The sequence below is a fragment of the Streptomyces sp. NBC_01217 genome (genome assembly GCF_035994185.1).
GTDB lineage: Bacteria > Actinomycetota > Actinomycetes > Streptomycetales > Streptomycetaceae > Streptomyces.
On record NZ_CP108538.1, the window covers coordinates 8525591 to 8538110 of the forward strand.

Genomic DNA, 12520 nt, shown 5'->3' on the forward strand with positions numbered 1-12520 from the left:
AGAGTGCCCCTGTGCGTCGGAAATTCGCTTGCATCCATGCCGCCGGAGCGCCGACCATGCCCCGTATGCACCACATGGGGGAGTGCCGATGAGCGCACGGCTGCGCGGCATCGCGCGAGAGACCGAGGCCATCGTCGAAGCGGGCCGCTACCGCACGCAGGAGGGGCGTGAGGTGAGCATCGAACGGGCGCTGACCACCGCACTCCCGGGCACCAGGCTGTACGGCCCCGAGCCGGTACCGGTCGCGGCGCTCGACTCCGACCGCACACCGCTCGTCGAGGTCACCGGCGAGAGCAGTCTGCAGGCGGCGCGCCGGATGACCGGCGAAGGACCCGGCAAGGTGGCCGTTCTGAACTACGCATCCGCCCGCAATCCCGGAGGCGGCTATCTCAACGGCGCGCAGGCCCAGGAGGAAGCCCTGTGCCGGGGCTCCGCCCTCTACGCCACGCTGCTGCGCGCCCCCGACTACTACGCGCACCACCGCGCCGAACGCAGCGCCTTCTACACCGATCGGGTGATTCACTCACCGGGCGTCCCGGTGTTCCGCGACGACCGGGGCCGACTGCTCGACACCCCGTACACCGCCGGATTCCTCACCTCCCCGGCGCCCAACGCCGGAGTCATCCGCAGCCGCACCCCCGAGGACGCCCACCGCATACCCGCCGCGCTGGCGTCCCGGGCCGAGCGGGTGCTGGAGGTCGCGGCCGTGCGCGGGTACCGCAGGCTGGTGCTGGGTGCCTGGGGCTGCGGCGTGTTCCGCAACGATCCGGCGCAGGTGGCCGGTGCGTTCCGGGCACTGCTCCTGGACGGCGGCAGATTCGCCGGCCACTTCGAGCAGATCGTCTTCGGCATCCTCGACCGCAGCGCCGAATCCGCCACCCGGTCCGCCTTCACCCGGACGTTCGGCCCTCAGCTCCAGCCGTAGCGCTCCCGCAGCCGGCCGGTGACCCGGTCGAACCGGTCCCGGTCCAGAGCGCACGCCTCACGCCGCATGCCGTCCTCGTGCACCCGCAGCACCCGGTCCAGATCGGCCCAGGACGGACGCCCCGAGCTGTCCCACGGTCCCGCCCCGAGCGCCACCCACTCGTGATCCCCGTCGTGCTGCTTGCTGGAGAGCTGTACGGCGAGCAGTGTGCCCGCCGCCTCGCGGGCCACCACCAGAACCGGGCGGTCCTTGCCGCGCCCGTCGTTCTCCTCGAACGGCACCCACGTCCAGACGATTTCGCCGGGATCGGGGTCGCCGTCCCGGTCGGGGGCGTACGAGGTGCGGACGGGGCCCACGTCACGCGGATCGGCCTCGGCCGTGGCGTGCGGGCCGGTGCGGCCGGGGAAGAGGGCCGGGCTGTCGATGCTGCTCTCACGGTGCTGGATGGTCATCTCCCCACCGTAGGACGTGCACGGCCGATTCCGTGGAGCGGGTCTCGACTGCGAGCCCCCGGAGTCGCGGCCGGTGCGCGCCCGGCGCCGAAGCGCCGGCCACGCACCGGCCGCAGCCGGCCGGGCCGGTCAGGAAGGCGCGCCGTCCTCCTGACCGCCCGTCACCGGTATCCGCTGTCCCCGCGGGGCGGCCGGAACGACCCCGTTGGCCTTGGCCACCGGTTCCGCCGGACCGTCCTGACTCATCGTCGACAGCAGCTGCCGGGCCAGACCCAGACCCGTGCCGCCCATCGTCAGCGCCTTCGCGAACATCTCCGACATGCCGTCGGCCCCGTTCAGCAGCACCATGTGGTCCACGCTGCTGAAGGCACCCGCACCCGCTTGGACGATCTCCGGCCACTTCTCGGCCAGCTGCTGCGCGACGACCGCCTCCTGGTTCTCCGCCAAGGCCGCGGCCCTGGCCTTGATCGCCTCCGCCTCGGCGAGACCCTTGGCGCGGGTCGCCTCGGCCAGCGCCAGCCCCCTTGCCTGGGACGCGGCGGCCTCCGCCTCACCCGTCGCCCTGGTCGCCGTCGCCGCCGCGGCGCCGTGCGCCCTCGTCGCCTCGGCCTCCGCGAGAGCGGCCGTCTTGACCCGGTTGGCCTCCGCGACCGCGGCGAGCTCGGTCTCCCGTGCCTGCGCCTCCGCGGCCGAGATCCGGGCATCGCGCTCGCCCTCCGCCAGGGTGCGCTTCTCGTACGCCTGGGCGTCCGCGGGCTTGCGCACATCGGCCTGCAACTGCTGCTCACGCCGCTGGGCCTCCAGCTCGGCGACCCTGGTCTCCTGGACCACGACCTCCTGGCGCGCCGCCGCGTCGGCCAGCGGGCCCGCCTGACGCGATTTGGCCGCGGCCTTGTCGCGCTCGGCCTGATACCCGGCCTGCAGGATCTCGCTGTCCCGGGTCGCCTCCGACATCCGGGCTGCGGCCTGCTGTTCCGCCTCGGTGGCCAGTCGGTTGGCCTCGGCCTGCGCGATCCGGGCGTCGCGCTGCACGGCCGCCGCGTGCGGCATCGCCAGGTTCTTGATGTAGCCCGTCGGGTCCTCGATCTCATGGATTTGGAGCGAGTCGACGATCAGCCCGAGCTTCTCCATCTCGGTCCCGCACGCGGCCCTGGTCTGCCCGGTGAGCTTCTCCCGGTCACGGATCATGTCCTCGACCGTCAACCCGCCCACGATGGACCGCAGATGACCGGCGAACACGTTGTGCACCCGCTCCGCCATCAGCTTCTGCTGGTCGAGGAAGCGGCGGGCCGCATTGGCGATCGACACGAAGTCGTCGCCGACCTTGAAGATGACAACGCCCCGCACCCGCAGCGGAATCCCCTGATGCGTGACGCAGTCGACCGACAGCTCGGTCTCGTTGAGGTCCAGGGACATCTTCCGCACCGCCTGGACCCCGGGCATGACGAGCGTGCCATGACCGGTGACGATCCGGAATCCCATGCCCTGCCCGAGACCTTCGGTCTTGTGCTTGGAACCGGAGATGACCAGCGCCTCGTTCGGCTCGGCCACCCGCCACATCAGCTTGAACAGCCCGATCAACACAATGATGGCGGCGAGTACGAGACCCGCCGTGACGCCGATGACCATCGGCATTCGCCCCCTTCATGACGGTGCCCCGTCGGCACCGCTGAACAGAGGGAGTCTTGTCCTGCTCGCGGCGGCGGAGAAGACATGTGTCCGACCTTGCCGCGTTCTTGACGGAGAAAGGTGTCAAGAGCCGCCCATGAGGGCCTCAACTGCCGTATGCGGGAGCCACATACACCGTGCGCGGCGGCAGATGCTCGATCACCGTCACCACCGTGCCCACCTCGATCCGCTGCTTCGCCGAGGCCGGATGCGCGAGGAAGTGCTCGGCGCCGCCCCGGATACGTACGATCACCTCGCCGACCAGCCCCGGTCCCACCGTCCCGGTCACCCGGCCGATCAGCCCCACCATCGAGGAGTCATCCATGCCCCGGAGCGTACCCACGCGGCACGGGTCTGGAAGACTGCCCGACGCCATGAGCCAGTTACCGAACCAGCCCATCGAAGGCCCCGTCCCGACCAGTGCCGATGTGGCACGGCTCGCCGGAGTCTCCCGGGCCACCGTGTCGTACGTACTGAACAACAACGCGGCCGTGCGGATCAGCGAACCCACCCGCCGCCGGGTCAGGGAAGCCGCCACCGAACTGGGCTATGTACCGCACGCGGGCGCCCGCAGCCTGCGCGCCGGGCACACCCGCATGGTGCTGCTGCCCACCGTGAACTTCCCGGCCGCCCCGCTCCACCACCGCTTCTTCCACCAGCTGGAATCCGGACTGCGCCGTCTCGACTACACCGTGGTCCAGTACGGCAGCACCGGCCTGGACGCCGAGGACGCGCCCCGCGCCTGGGCCGAACTCCGACCCGTCGCCGTCATCGCACCCGGCACCGTCCCCCTCACCCCGCAGGGCACGGCCGTACTCAGGCGATCCGGAGCCAGGGCCGTCATCACCCTCGGCCCGCGGCCGGTGGACGGCGCCCACGCACTGGTCATGGACCAGCGGAAGGTCGGCAGCCGCGCGGTCGGACATCTGCTGGAGCGCGGCCGGCGCCGCATCGGCGTCGTCATGCCCGAGGAATCCGGCCTCGGCCTGTTCGCCGAACCCCGGCTGGCCGGAGCCCGGCAGGCCGCACAGAGCCACGGGGTCCTCGTCGAACCGCTGGCGCTGCGGTACGAGGAGGAGTCGGCCGCACGGCTCGCCGTCCGCTGGCGCGCCCTGGGCCTCGACGCCGTGTTCGCGTACAACGACGAATACGCGATGCTCCTGATGCGGGCCCTGCAGGACGCGGGCATCGAGGTGCCACGCGAGACGGCCGTGATCGGCGCCGACGACCTGATGCTCGGCAGACTGCTGCGGCCCCGGCTCAGCACCGTGCGGATGGAGCTGGGCACGGCACAGCCGCTGGCCGACGTCGTCGACCGGCTGGTGCGCCACCCCGGCGGCGCCCCCGAGCACCACGATCTGCTGCGGGCCAGGGCGGTCCACCGCGAGTCCAGCTGAGGCACCGGGTCCGCGCGGTGCGGCAACGTGCGCACCGCGCGCCGCTTGCTTAGCGTCATGACCATGAGCCATCCGCACAGTTACGAGATCCTGCTGGTCCCCGGATTCGCCGAGGACGCCTCCGATGCCGCCGAGCCCGGCGACCCCATCCGCTCGGCGGTCGTGGCGGCGACGGGCGAGACAGGGGCATCGGGCTATCCCCGGTATTCGGGCGAAGGCATCGTGGCGGACATCGACCCGGCGACGCACACGGTCGAGGCCCTGCTGGTCGACGGCGCCGAGCTGGACTACGGCCTCTCGGTCCGGGTCAAGGAGACGAACGACGGGAGCGGCGCCGGGAGCAGCGAGGCAGGCTGAGGCCGTGCCGCCCGCGTCCGGCCACGGAAGAGGGGCCCGACCGGTCCGGTCGGGCCCCTCACCCTGCTCACGCGTGCGGCCCATGGGCCCGGCTCATGTGCGCGGAGCCTACTTCTGCTCGTTCTTCTGGTCCTCGATGGACTTGCGGACCTCGTCCATGTCCAGCTTCCTGGCCTGTCCGATGATGTCCTCCAGCGCCGCCTCCGGCAGCGCCCCGGGCTGGGCGAACACCGCCACATTGTCCCGGACGATCATCAGCGTGGGAATGGAACGGATCTCGAACGCCGCCGCCAGTTCCTGCTGCGCCTCCGTGTCGACCTTGGCGAAGACCAGGTCGTCGTGGCGCTCGGAGGCCGCGTCGTAGACCGGCGCGAACTGCCGGCACGGGCCGCACCAGGAAGCCCAGAAGTCGATCAGGACGAACCCGCTGTCGCTGACAACCTGATCGAAGTTTTCCTTGGTGAGCTCAACGGTGCTCATGCTCTGCTACCTCTTCCTCTGCTGCCCGCTCGGTTCTGTCCGACACAACGGTGACGGAACTTGCGCTATTCCGCCTGCCCATGTGGCCGTCGCGCACACCCACGACCAGACTGTCTCCCATGACTGATGCTTCCTTGAACACCGAATACGACGTCGTGGTGATCGGAGCGGGTCCGGTGGGTGAGAACGTCGCCGACCGGGCGCGTGCCGCCGGGCTGAGCACGGCGGTCGTCGAGGCGGAACTCATCGGCGGCGAGTGCTCGTACTGGGCCTGCATGCCCAGCAAGGCCCTGCTGCGCCCCGTCGTCGCCCGTGCGGACGCCCGCCGCCTGCCCGGCCTCAGCGACGCCGTGCAGGGACCGCTGGACACGAAAGCGGTCCTCGCCCGCCGAGACGCCTTCGCCTCGAACTGGAAGGACGACGGACAGGCCGCCTGGGTGGAGGGCATCGGGGCGGACATCTACCGGGGCCAGGGCCGGATCACCGGGGTGAGGACGGCCTCGGTCACCGCCCCCGACGGCACGGAACACCGGCTCACCGCCCGGCACGCCATCGCCGTCTGCACCGGCAGCCGCGCCGTCGTCCCCAATCTGCCCGGCGTCGAGGGGGCTCACCCCTGGACCAGCCGGGAGGCGACGAGCGCCAAGGAGGTGCCCGGCCGCCTCGTGATCGTCGGAGGCGGGGTCGTCGGGGTGGAGATGGCCACCGTCTGGCAGGCCCTCGGCGCCCGGGTGACGATGCTGATCCGCGGCAAGGGGCTCCTACCCAAGATGGAACCCTTCGCGGGCGAGCTGGTCGCCGAGGCCCTGGCGGAGGGCGGCGCCGACATCCGTACCGGAGTCTCGGCGACCTCCGTACGGCGTACCGCCCCGGACGGCCCGGTCACCGTGGAGCTGGACAACGGCGAACGCGTCGAGGCCGACGAGATCCTCTTCGCCACCGGCCGCGCCCCGCGCACCGACGACCTCGGCCTGGAAACGGTGGGCCTGACACCCGGCTCCTGGCTCACCGTCGACGACAGCTGCCGCGTCGACGGCACCACCTGGCTCTACGCGATCGGCGACGTCAACCACCGGGCGCTCCTCACCCACCAGGGCAAGTACCAGGCGCGCATCGCGGGCGCCGCGATCGCCGCCCGCGCCGCGGGCGTCCCGCTGCTGGAGACCGAGCGCTGGGGCGCCCACGCGGCCACCGCCGACCACGCGGCCGTCCCCCAGGTCGTCTTCACCGACCCCGAGGCCGGCGCGGTCGGACTCACCCTCGCCGAGGCCGAGGAGGCCGGCCACCGGGTGCGCGCCGTCGACTACGACCTCGCGGCGGTGGCGGGCTCCGGCCTGTACGCGGACGGCTACCGCGGCCGCGCCCGGATGGTCGTGGACCTCGACCGGGAGATCCTGCTCGGCGTCACCTTCGTCGGACCCGGCATCGGCGAGCTGGTGCACTCGGCGACGGTCGCGGTCGCGGGCGAGGTCCCCATCGACCGGCTGTGGCACGCCGTCCCCGCGTATCCGACGATCAGCGAGATCTGGCTGCGTCTGCTGGAGACGTACCGGGACGCGTAGGCACCGGCCCGCCCGTCTCCGGCAGGTCCCCGGGCGGGGCGGCATCCGTACCGACCGTGACGACGGCCGCGAGCAGCGACTTCGTGTACGGGTGCCGCGGCGCGCCGAACACCTCCTCGGCCGTCCCCTCCTCCACCACCTCCGCGTCCGAGTGCCGGCTCGTCGAGCTGCACCCACCGGGCACCGGCCGCACGCAGATCGGCCAGCACCTCGGCGTACACCGGCAGCAGCCGGTCGAGCAGCGTCAACGGCTCGAAAACGGCGGCGACCCCCGGAGCCGGCTTGGCCAGCAGCAGATACGTCACCGGCCCGACGAGCACCGGCCGGGGGCTGAGCCCGAGGGCCAGAGCCTCCTCGAACTCCGTGACCTGCTTGGCGGAGTCGGCGGCGAACACGGTGTCGGGGCCGAGCGCCGGCACCAGATAGTGGTAGTTCGTGTCGAACCACTTGGTCATTTCGAGCGGCGCGACATCCTGCGTACCGCGCGCCATCGCGAAGTAGCCGTCCAGGCCGTGGGCGGTGACGGCTTCGCGATGCCTGGCCGGTACGGCACCGACCATCACGCTGGTGTCCAGCACATGGTCGTAGTACGAGAAGTCGCCGGTCGGGACCTCCTGGATGCCGTCGGCGGTGAGCCGGCGCCAGTTGGTGCGGCGGAGGTCTGCGGCGGTCTTCCGGAGGTCGGCCGCGGTGACACGGCCCTTCCAGTACCCCTCGACGGCCCTCTTCAGCTCCCGGTCGCCGCCTTGGCGGGGATAGCCGTACACGGTGGCCCGGGCTGCCGCGGCTGCGGACTTGCTGGTCACGGAACTCTCCTTCGCGAGCGTGTGTCCTGATACGACCCCGGGACGGATCGAAGGCGCGAAGGGATGACGGACCGGGCGCGGCCGCGACGCCGCACCGGCGCGCATGCCCTGCCCGATATGTACGCCGACCCGCCCACGAGGTCACCGGAATCACCTTGTGCGTCCGACGCGCACGGGCAGTGGCAGGTCTTCGGACTCGCGGGCACTTCTCGCGTACGGGACACGAGACACCTACTGGCCGTCGCTTCCCGGAACCCGTATCGGGTCCAGTGCTTGATGACGGCGGTCGTTCCCACTCACCGCTGCGGGGCAGTCCCGGATTCCCACCGGGTTCCCTCTTACGACGCGCCTGCCTGGCGGACAGGGCGAACCAGCTGCACCACCACCCTAGGCGCTGACCAGCGGTTCCGGCACCTCAGTTGGGCATGCCGTGAGCTACTACGGACGCCGTGGGTTGCCCTGGGCGGCGGACAGCGGCCGGCCACAGCGCAGGTTCCACCGCCCGGACCGGCCGCTGAGCCCTGTCAGCGTCAGCGGGGCGACGTCCAGGCGCCAGAACGCCTCCGCAGGCAGCGCCAGTGCCCGTACGATCACCGCCCGCACCACCGCGGGCTCGACGACCCCCAGCACACGGCCGCCCCCGTCGCCGTACGGGGCCCCCGCGGACTCCAGCCAGCGGCCCACCCGCGCACAGAACTCCAGCAGTGATTCGCCGCCGTGCGGAGCAGCCGAAGGATCGGTCAGCCAGGCCGATACCGCCTCCGGCTCGTTTCCGCTCACCGTCGCCAGCCGCTGCCCGCTCCACCGGCCCATGTCCCAGTCCCGGAGCCCGGGTTCGGGCTCGGCGCGCAAGCCCAGCGCATCGGCGGTCCCGGTGCAGCGCCCGGACGGCCCGCGCACATGGCGGTCGGCCGCGGGCACTTCCGGTGCGGCGGCCCGGGCCTGTCGCACGCCGGCGGCGTCGAGCGGCGCGTCACCGCCGAAGCGGGCCTCGCGCAAGGCGGCGTCGAGCGCCGGTGAGATCAACATCACCTGTACCGTCATGACCGGGTCAACTCCTTGAACTGTGGCCCCACACGTGCGCCCACCATGGCATCCGAGCACTTCGGCCCGGCCGAAGGGGCCATGGCCCTGCCTGCTTCCAGGCGGTATCGTCGCGACGAACATGACGAAGGTGTGACGGAAGTCCGGTGAGAACCCGGCACGGTCGCGCCACTGTGAACCCGTACCCCTACGGGAAGTCAGACCCGGCACCTTCGTCTCAGGCACCACGAACGGGACGCGTGTTCCCCCAGGAGGTTCTGCCATGGCACAGATTGCTGCCCCCGCCACCGCCGCACCGGCGATCACCCCCATCTCCCTGAAGGCCATCGCCCCTTGGGCGGTCTTCTTCGGCATCCTCATGCTCGTACTGCTGTACTTCGTCGGCGCCGAGCAGGGCGCCACCGCGGTCATCTCCGGCGAAGGTGTCCACGAGTGGGTCCACGACGGCCGCCACCTCCTCGGTTTCCCCTGCCACTGACGTACCGTCCGATCCAGGGGAAAACCTCATGAACTCCATTTCTGTCAGAGCCCTGCTCGTTCGCGGCATGCTGGCGGGCCTTGTCGCGGGCGCGCTCGCCCTCGTGGTCGCCTACTTCCTCGGCGAGTCCCGGGTGGACGCGGCCATCGCGCTCGAAGAGGCGCACAGCCATGACCACGGTGGCGGCGAGGAACTCGTCAGCCGCACCATGCAGTCCACCGCGGGCCTCGCCACCGGTGTGCTCGTCTTCGGTGTGGCGATCGGTGGTATCGCCGCCCTCGTCTTCTGTTACGCCCTCGGCCGGATCGGCAGATTCGGGCCGAGGGCCACGGCCGCCCTGATCGCGGGCGCGGCCCTGCTGACGGTGTACGTCGTGCCGTTCCTGAAGTACCCGGCCAACCCGCCGGCCGTCGGCAACCCGGACACCATCGGCCGGCGCACCGCCCTGTTCTTCCTGATGGTCGCGCTCAGCGTGCTGCTGGCCGTCGCCGCCGTGATCCTCGGCAAGCGGCTGGCTCCCCGCCTGGGCAACTGGAACGCGACGATCGCCGCATCGGCCGCCTATGTCCTCGTGATCGGACTCGCGTACGCGTTCCTGCCCTCGTTCAACGAGGTCGGAAAGGATTTCCCGGCCGCCCTGCTGTGGGAGTTCCGCCTGGCCACCCTCGCCGTACAGGCCACCCTCTGGATCACCTTCGGCCTCGTCTTCGGCGGGCTGACGGAACGGCTCCTCGTGCCGAGGACGGAGTCGGTGAGGACCGGAAGCGGCACGGCGAACCGGCCTGCCGCAGCTTCCGGCTGACCGGCGCGGGACCGCCCCACCAGAAGACATCGGAACCCGCGGGGAAACTCCCGGCGGGTTCCGGCGTTTTCTGCCGCGATCGCGGACCTACTCCTTTCCGCCCCGCCGGTCCCAGTCGATCCGGTAGTGCTTCAGCAGCGTGTCCTCCCGGACCAGGCGCATGCCCACGGCTGTCATGACGCGCTGGGACGCGAGGTTGTCCAGATCGGTGTCACCGTGCACGCAGCTCACGCCCTGCTCGCGGGCGAACAGGAGCAGTGCGCGCAGCGCCTCGGAGGCGTACCCCATGCCCTGCGCCGAGGGGGCGAGGCCGTAGCCGATCGTGACGTGCCCGTTCTCGTCCGGTGCGCCATGGAATCCCAGCCCGCCGATCACCATCCCGTCCTCGCGTCGGCGTATCTCGTACGAGCCGAAGGGGCTGGGGTCGCCCTTCGCCGCGCAGGCGCCGAGGAAACGCTCGGCCGCGGCCATCTCGCCGGGGGACGGGTATCCGGGTGCCCAGCGGGCGCCGTCGCCCGGCTTGCCCGCCATCACCTGCAGGGCGTCGGAGGCGGTCATCAGGCGGAGCAGGAGGCGGGGTGTTTCGAGGTCGGTCATGACCGAGTGAACTACCACGCGGGGCGGGCGGGCGGCATCCGGATTGTCCTGCGGGCGCGTCCGAGCGGCACCGGGGTAGCGCTTGACGTATCGATGTTACGAGCAACGGGTAGCGTCGCTATGGTATTGGTGTTAGCGTTGCTTTCATCGGGTTACGGAATCCACCGGCCCACCTGAAACAGGGAGCACTGTCATGAGCGAGCAGAACACCACCGCACGCCGCGTAGCGATCGTCACCGGAGGGTCGCGGGGCATCGGCCGCGAGAGCGCCGAGCGGCTGGCATCCGACGGATTCGCCGTCGTCATCAACTACGCGGGCAATCGGACCGAGGCCGAATCGGCGGTCGCGGCGATCACCGCGGCCGGCGGGCAGGCCATCGCCTTCCGCGCCGACGTGGCCGACGAGGTCGCGGTCGCGGCCCTCTTCGACACGGCTGAGGAGTCCTTCGGTGGAGTCGACGTGGTGGTGCACGCGGCCGGTGTCATGACGCTGGCGCCGCTGGTCGACACCGATCTGGACGCACTTGACCGGATGCACCGCACCAACATCCGCGGAACGTTCGTCGTCGACCAGCAGGCGGCCCGCCGCCTGCGCAAGGGCGGGGCGATCGTCAACTTCTCCAGCTCCGTGCTGGCGCTGGCCATGCCCGGCTACAGCGCCTACGCCGCCACGAAGGGCGCCGTCGAGGCAATGACCCTGATCCTGGCCCGGGAGCTGCGCGGGCGGGACATCACGGTCAACGCCGTGGCCCCCGGACCGACCGCCACCGCTATGTTTCTGGACGGCAAGGACGAGCAGACCATCGCGAAGCTGGCCGGCCAGGCACCGCTGGAGCGGCTGGGCACCCCGCAGGACATCGCCGAGGTGATCTCCTTCCTCGCCGGTCCGGCCCGCTGGGTCAACGGCCAGGTGCTGCGCGCCAACGGCGGCATCGTCTGAGCCGCGCGATGACACCGTTTCGCCCCATCCCGCCCCGCTCACCTCATTCGCCGCGCACCTCATTCGCCGCTCACCCCAGGAGGACAGCCATGAGCAGGACCATCGTGATCACAGGTGCGGGCTCCGGCTTCGGAGCACTGGCCGCACGCGCCCTGGCCGACGCCGGGCACACCGTCTACGCCGCGATGCGCAACACCACGACACGCAACGCCGACCGGGTCGCCGAAGCGGCCCAGTACGCCGCCGAGCACGGCGTGGACCTGCGTACCGTCGAACTCGACGTGCTCTCCCAGGAGTCCGCCGACGCCGCCATCGCCACGATCCTGTCCGAAGCCGGCCGCCTCGATGTGATCATCCACAACGCCGGGCACATGGTCACCGGCCCGACGGAGGCATTCACCCCCGAGGAACTGGCAGCGGTCTACGACACCAATGTCCTCGGCACCCAACGCGTCAACCGCGCGGCCCTGCCGCACCTGCGGGCCCAGGAGAGCGGCCTGGTCCTGTGGATCGGCTCCACCTCCACCAAGGGCGGCACCCCGCCCTACCTCGCCCCCTACTTCGCCGCCAAGGCCGCCATGGACGCCCTCGCCGTGTCGTACGCGGCCGAGCTGGCCCGCTTCAACATCGAGACCAGCATCGTCGTGCCCGGCGCCTTCACCTCGGGGACCAACCACTTCGTCACCGGCGGACCCCCCGCCGACCGGACGGTCGTCCCGGACTACGAGGAGCGCTACGAGGGCCTGATGAACCAGGTCTCCCAGCGCCTGGCCGCCCTGGCCCCGGCCGATGCCGATGTGTCCCAGGTGGCGGATGCGATCGTGGCCGTCGTGGAGGCAGAGCACGGCAAGCGGCCCTTCCGGGTCCATGTGGACCCGGCGGACGACGGCAGCGAGGCCGTCAGCGCCGTTGCCGACCGGATCCGGGCCGAGTTCCTCACAAGGATCGGCCTCGACGACCTGCTGGCCCCCCATACCGTCGTCCGGCACGCGTCAGAGCGTGCTTGATAGCG

At 71.3% G+C, this 12520-nt stretch carries 15 protein-coding genes, 1 pseudogene and 1 riboswitch; of the genes and pseudogenes, 8 read left to right on the forward strand and 8 right to left on the reverse strand.

The features are described 5' to 3' along the window. Nucleotides 1-88: 88 nt before the first annotated feature. On the forward strand, nucleotides 89-925 hold the full coding sequence (locus tag OG507_RS38035; RefSeq protein WP_327371653.1) for a TIGR02452 family protein: 837 nt from the start codon (nucleotides 89-91) through the stop codon (nucleotides 923-925). Here OG507_RS38035 and OG507_RS38040 read toward each other — a convergent pair. The 3 genes from OG507_RS38040 to OG507_RS38050 all read right to left on the reverse strand — a co-directional run bounded on the left by OG507_RS38040 (nucleotide 910) and on the right by OG507_RS38050 (nucleotide 3370). Continuing rightward, on the reverse strand, nucleotides 910-1377 hold the full coding sequence (locus OG507_RS38040; protein ID WP_327371654.1) for a type II toxin-antitoxin system PemK/MazF family toxin: 468 nt from the start codon (nucleotides 1375-1377) through the stop codon (nucleotides 910-912). The two genes, OG507_RS38035 and OG507_RS38040, sit on opposite strands and share 16 nt — an antisense overlap. 129 nt (nucleotides 1378-1506) lie before the next feature. Beyond that, on the reverse strand, nucleotides 1507-3012 hold the full coding sequence (locus OG507_RS38045) for a flotillin family protein (protein ID WP_327371655.1): 1506 nt from the start codon (nucleotides 3010-3012) through the stop codon (nucleotides 1507-1509). 139 nt (nucleotides 3013-3151) lie between these two features. Further along, the gene (locus OG507_RS38050; protein ID WP_327371656.1) at nucleotides 3152-3370 is read right to left on the reverse strand and encodes a hypothetical protein; all 219 of its coding nucleotides are present in this window, start codon (nucleotides 3368-3370) and stop codon (nucleotides 3152-3154) included. Between the two features lie 49 nt (nucleotides 3371-3419). Between OG507_RS38050 and OG507_RS38055 the strand changes: the two genes are divergently transcribed. Both OG507_RS38055 and OG507_RS38060 read left to right on the forward strand, forming a co-directional pair. Further along, nucleotides 3420-4442 (forward strand): LacI family DNA-binding transcriptional regulator, encoded by a 1023-nt coding sequence (locus OG507_RS38055; RefSeq protein WP_327371657.1) that lies wholly within the window; start codon nucleotides 3420-3422, stop codon nucleotides 4440-4442. A gap of 63 nt (nucleotides 4443-4505) precedes the next feature. Further along, nucleotides 4506-4799, forward strand: coding sequence for a hypothetical protein (locus OG507_RS38060; RefSeq protein WP_327371658.1), 294 nt, complete (start codon nucleotides 4506-4508; stop codon nucleotides 4797-4799). Between the two features lie 108 nt (nucleotides 4800-4907). Here OG507_RS38060 and trxA read toward each other — a convergent pair whose 3' ends face one another. Continuing rightward, on the reverse strand, nucleotides 4908-5279 hold the full coding sequence (gene trxA / locus OG507_RS38065; protein WP_327371659.1) for a thioredoxin: 372 nt from the start codon (nucleotides 5277-5279) through the stop codon (nucleotides 4908-4910). 119 nt (nucleotides 5280-5398) lie between these two features. Here trxA and OG507_RS38070 point away from each other — a divergent pair, with 119 nt between their 5' ends. Continuing rightward, nucleotides 5399-6841 carry a dihydrolipoyl dehydrogenase family protein gene (locus tag OG507_RS38070; protein ID WP_327371660.1) on the forward strand — a complete coding sequence of 481 codons (1443 nt, stop codon included), beginning with the start codon at nucleotides 5399-5401 and terminating at the stop codon, nucleotides 6839-6841. Here the strand turns inward: OG507_RS38070 and OG507_RS38075 are convergent. From OG507_RS38075 to OG507_RS38085, 3 genes and pseudogenes are all read right to left on the reverse strand, one after another. Then, complete coding sequence (locus OG507_RS38075; protein WP_327372232.1) at nucleotides 6795-7034, reverse strand: ABC transporter ATP-binding protein; 240 nt, start codon at nucleotides 7032-7034, stop codon at nucleotides 6795-6797. The genes OG507_RS38070 and OG507_RS38075 overlap by 47 nt on opposite strands. Further along, nucleotides 6991-7647: pseudogene (locus tag OG507_RS38080) on the reverse strand (5-methyltetrahydropteroyltriglutamate--homocysteine S-methyltransferase); the annotation flags it as partial. The gene OG507_RS38075 and the pseudogene OG507_RS38080, both read right to left, overlap by 44 nt. Before the next feature lie 180 nt (nucleotides 7648-7827). Next, a riboswitch (cobalamin riboswitch) is annotated at nucleotides 7828-8020 on the reverse strand. A gap of 65 nt (nucleotides 8021-8085) precedes the next feature. Continuing rightward, the gene (locus OG507_RS38085; protein WP_327371661.1) at nucleotides 8086-8691 is read right to left on the reverse strand and encodes a histidine phosphatase family protein; all 606 of its coding nucleotides are present in this window, start codon (nucleotides 8689-8691) and stop codon (nucleotides 8086-8088) included. 262 nt (nucleotides 8692-8953) lie between these two features. Between OG507_RS38085 and OG507_RS38090 the strand changes: the two genes are divergently transcribed. Together OG507_RS38090 and OG507_RS38095 are read left to right on the forward strand one after the other, a co-directional pair. Beyond that, nucleotides 8954-9169, forward strand: coding sequence for a CbtB domain-containing protein (locus OG507_RS38090; protein WP_327371662.1), 216 nt, complete (start codon nucleotides 8954-8956; stop codon nucleotides 9167-9169). Nucleotides 9170-9197: 28 nt separating this feature from the next. Next, nucleotides 9198-9971, forward strand: coding sequence for a CbtA family protein (locus OG507_RS38095; RefSeq protein WP_327371663.1), 774 nt, complete (start codon nucleotides 9198-9200; stop codon nucleotides 9969-9971). Between the two features lie 87 nt (nucleotides 9972-10058). On the opposite strand, the gene OG507_RS38100 is transcribed toward OG507_RS38095, so the two are convergent. After that, the gene (locus OG507_RS38100) at nucleotides 10059-10568 is read right to left on the reverse strand and encodes a GNAT family N-acetyltransferase (RefSeq protein WP_327371664.1); all 510 of its coding nucleotides are present in this window, start codon (nucleotides 10566-10568) and stop codon (nucleotides 10059-10061) included. A gap of 193 nt (nucleotides 10569-10761) precedes the next feature. On the opposite strand from OG507_RS38100, the gene OG507_RS38105 reads away from it, so the two are divergent. Together OG507_RS38105 and OG507_RS38110 are read left to right on the forward strand one after the other, a co-directional pair. Beyond that, nucleotides 10762-11508, forward strand: a complete 747-nt coding sequence (locus OG507_RS38105) for an SDR family oxidoreductase (protein WP_327371665.1) — start codon at nucleotides 10762-10764, stop codon at nucleotides 11506-11508. An 89-nt stretch (nucleotides 11509-11597) separates the two neighbouring features. Further along, nucleotides 11598-12515, forward strand: a complete 918-nt coding sequence (locus OG507_RS38110) for an SDR family NAD(P)-dependent oxidoreductase (RefSeq protein WP_327371666.1) — start codon at nucleotides 11598-11600, stop codon at nucleotides 12513-12515. Nucleotides 12516-12520: the final 5 nt, after the last annotated feature.

Bases quoted from the DNA above. Each gene is read 5' to 3' on its own strand.
- OG507_RS38105 (WP_327371665.1), top strand. From the start codon at position 10,762: ATGAGCGAGCAGAACACCACCGCACGCCGCGTAGCGATCGTCACCGGA.
- OG507_RS38095 (WP_327371663.1), top strand. From the start codon at position 9,198: ATGAACTCCATTTCTGTCAGAGCCCTGCTCGTTCGCGGCATGCTGGCG.
- OG507_RS38035 (WP_327371653.1), top strand. From the start codon at position 89: ATGAGCGCACGGCTGCGCGGCATCGCGCGAGAGACCGAGGCCATCGTC.
- OG507_RS38050 (WP_327371656.1), bottom strand. From the start codon at position 3,370: ATGGATGACTCCTCGATGGTGGGGCTGATCGGCCGGGTGACCGGGACG.
- OG507_RS38045 (WP_327371655.1), bottom strand. From the start codon at position 3,012: ATGCCGATGGTCATCGGCGTCACGGCGGGTCTCGTACTCGCCGCCATC.
- OG507_RS38110 (WP_327371666.1), top strand. From the start codon at position 11,598: ATGAGCAGGACCATCGTGATCACAGGTGCGGGCTCCGGCTTCGGAGCA.
- OG507_RS38070 (WP_327371660.1), top strand. From the start codon at position 5,399: ATGACTGATGCTTCCTTGAACACCGAATACGACGTCGTGGTGATCGGA.
- OG507_RS38100 (WP_327371664.1), bottom strand. From the start codon at position 10,568: ATGACCGACCTCGAAACACCCCGCCTCCTGCTCCGCCTGATGACCGCC.
- OG507_RS38040 (WP_327371654.1), bottom strand. From the start codon at position 1,377: ATGACCATCCAGCACCGTGAGAGCAGCATCGACAGCCCGGCCCTCTTC.
- OG507_RS38055 (WP_327371657.1), top strand. From the start codon at position 3,420: ATGAGCCAGTTACCGAACCAGCCCATCGAAGGCCCCGTCCCGACCAGT.
- OG507_RS38060 (WP_327371658.1), top strand. From the start codon at position 4,506: ATGAGCCATCCGCACAGTTACGAGATCCTGCTGGTCCCCGGATTCGCC.
- OG507_RS38085 (WP_327371661.1), bottom strand. From the start codon at position 8,691: ATGACGGTACAGGTGATGTTGATCTCACCGGCGCTCGACGCCGCCTTG.
- trxA (WP_327371659.1), bottom strand. From the start codon at position 5,279: ATGAGCACCGTTGAGCTCACCAAGGAAAACTTCGATCAGGTTGTCAGC.
- OG507_RS38090 (WP_327371662.1), top strand. From the start codon at position 8,954: ATGGCACAGATTGCTGCCCCCGCCACCGCCGCACCGGCGATCACCCCC.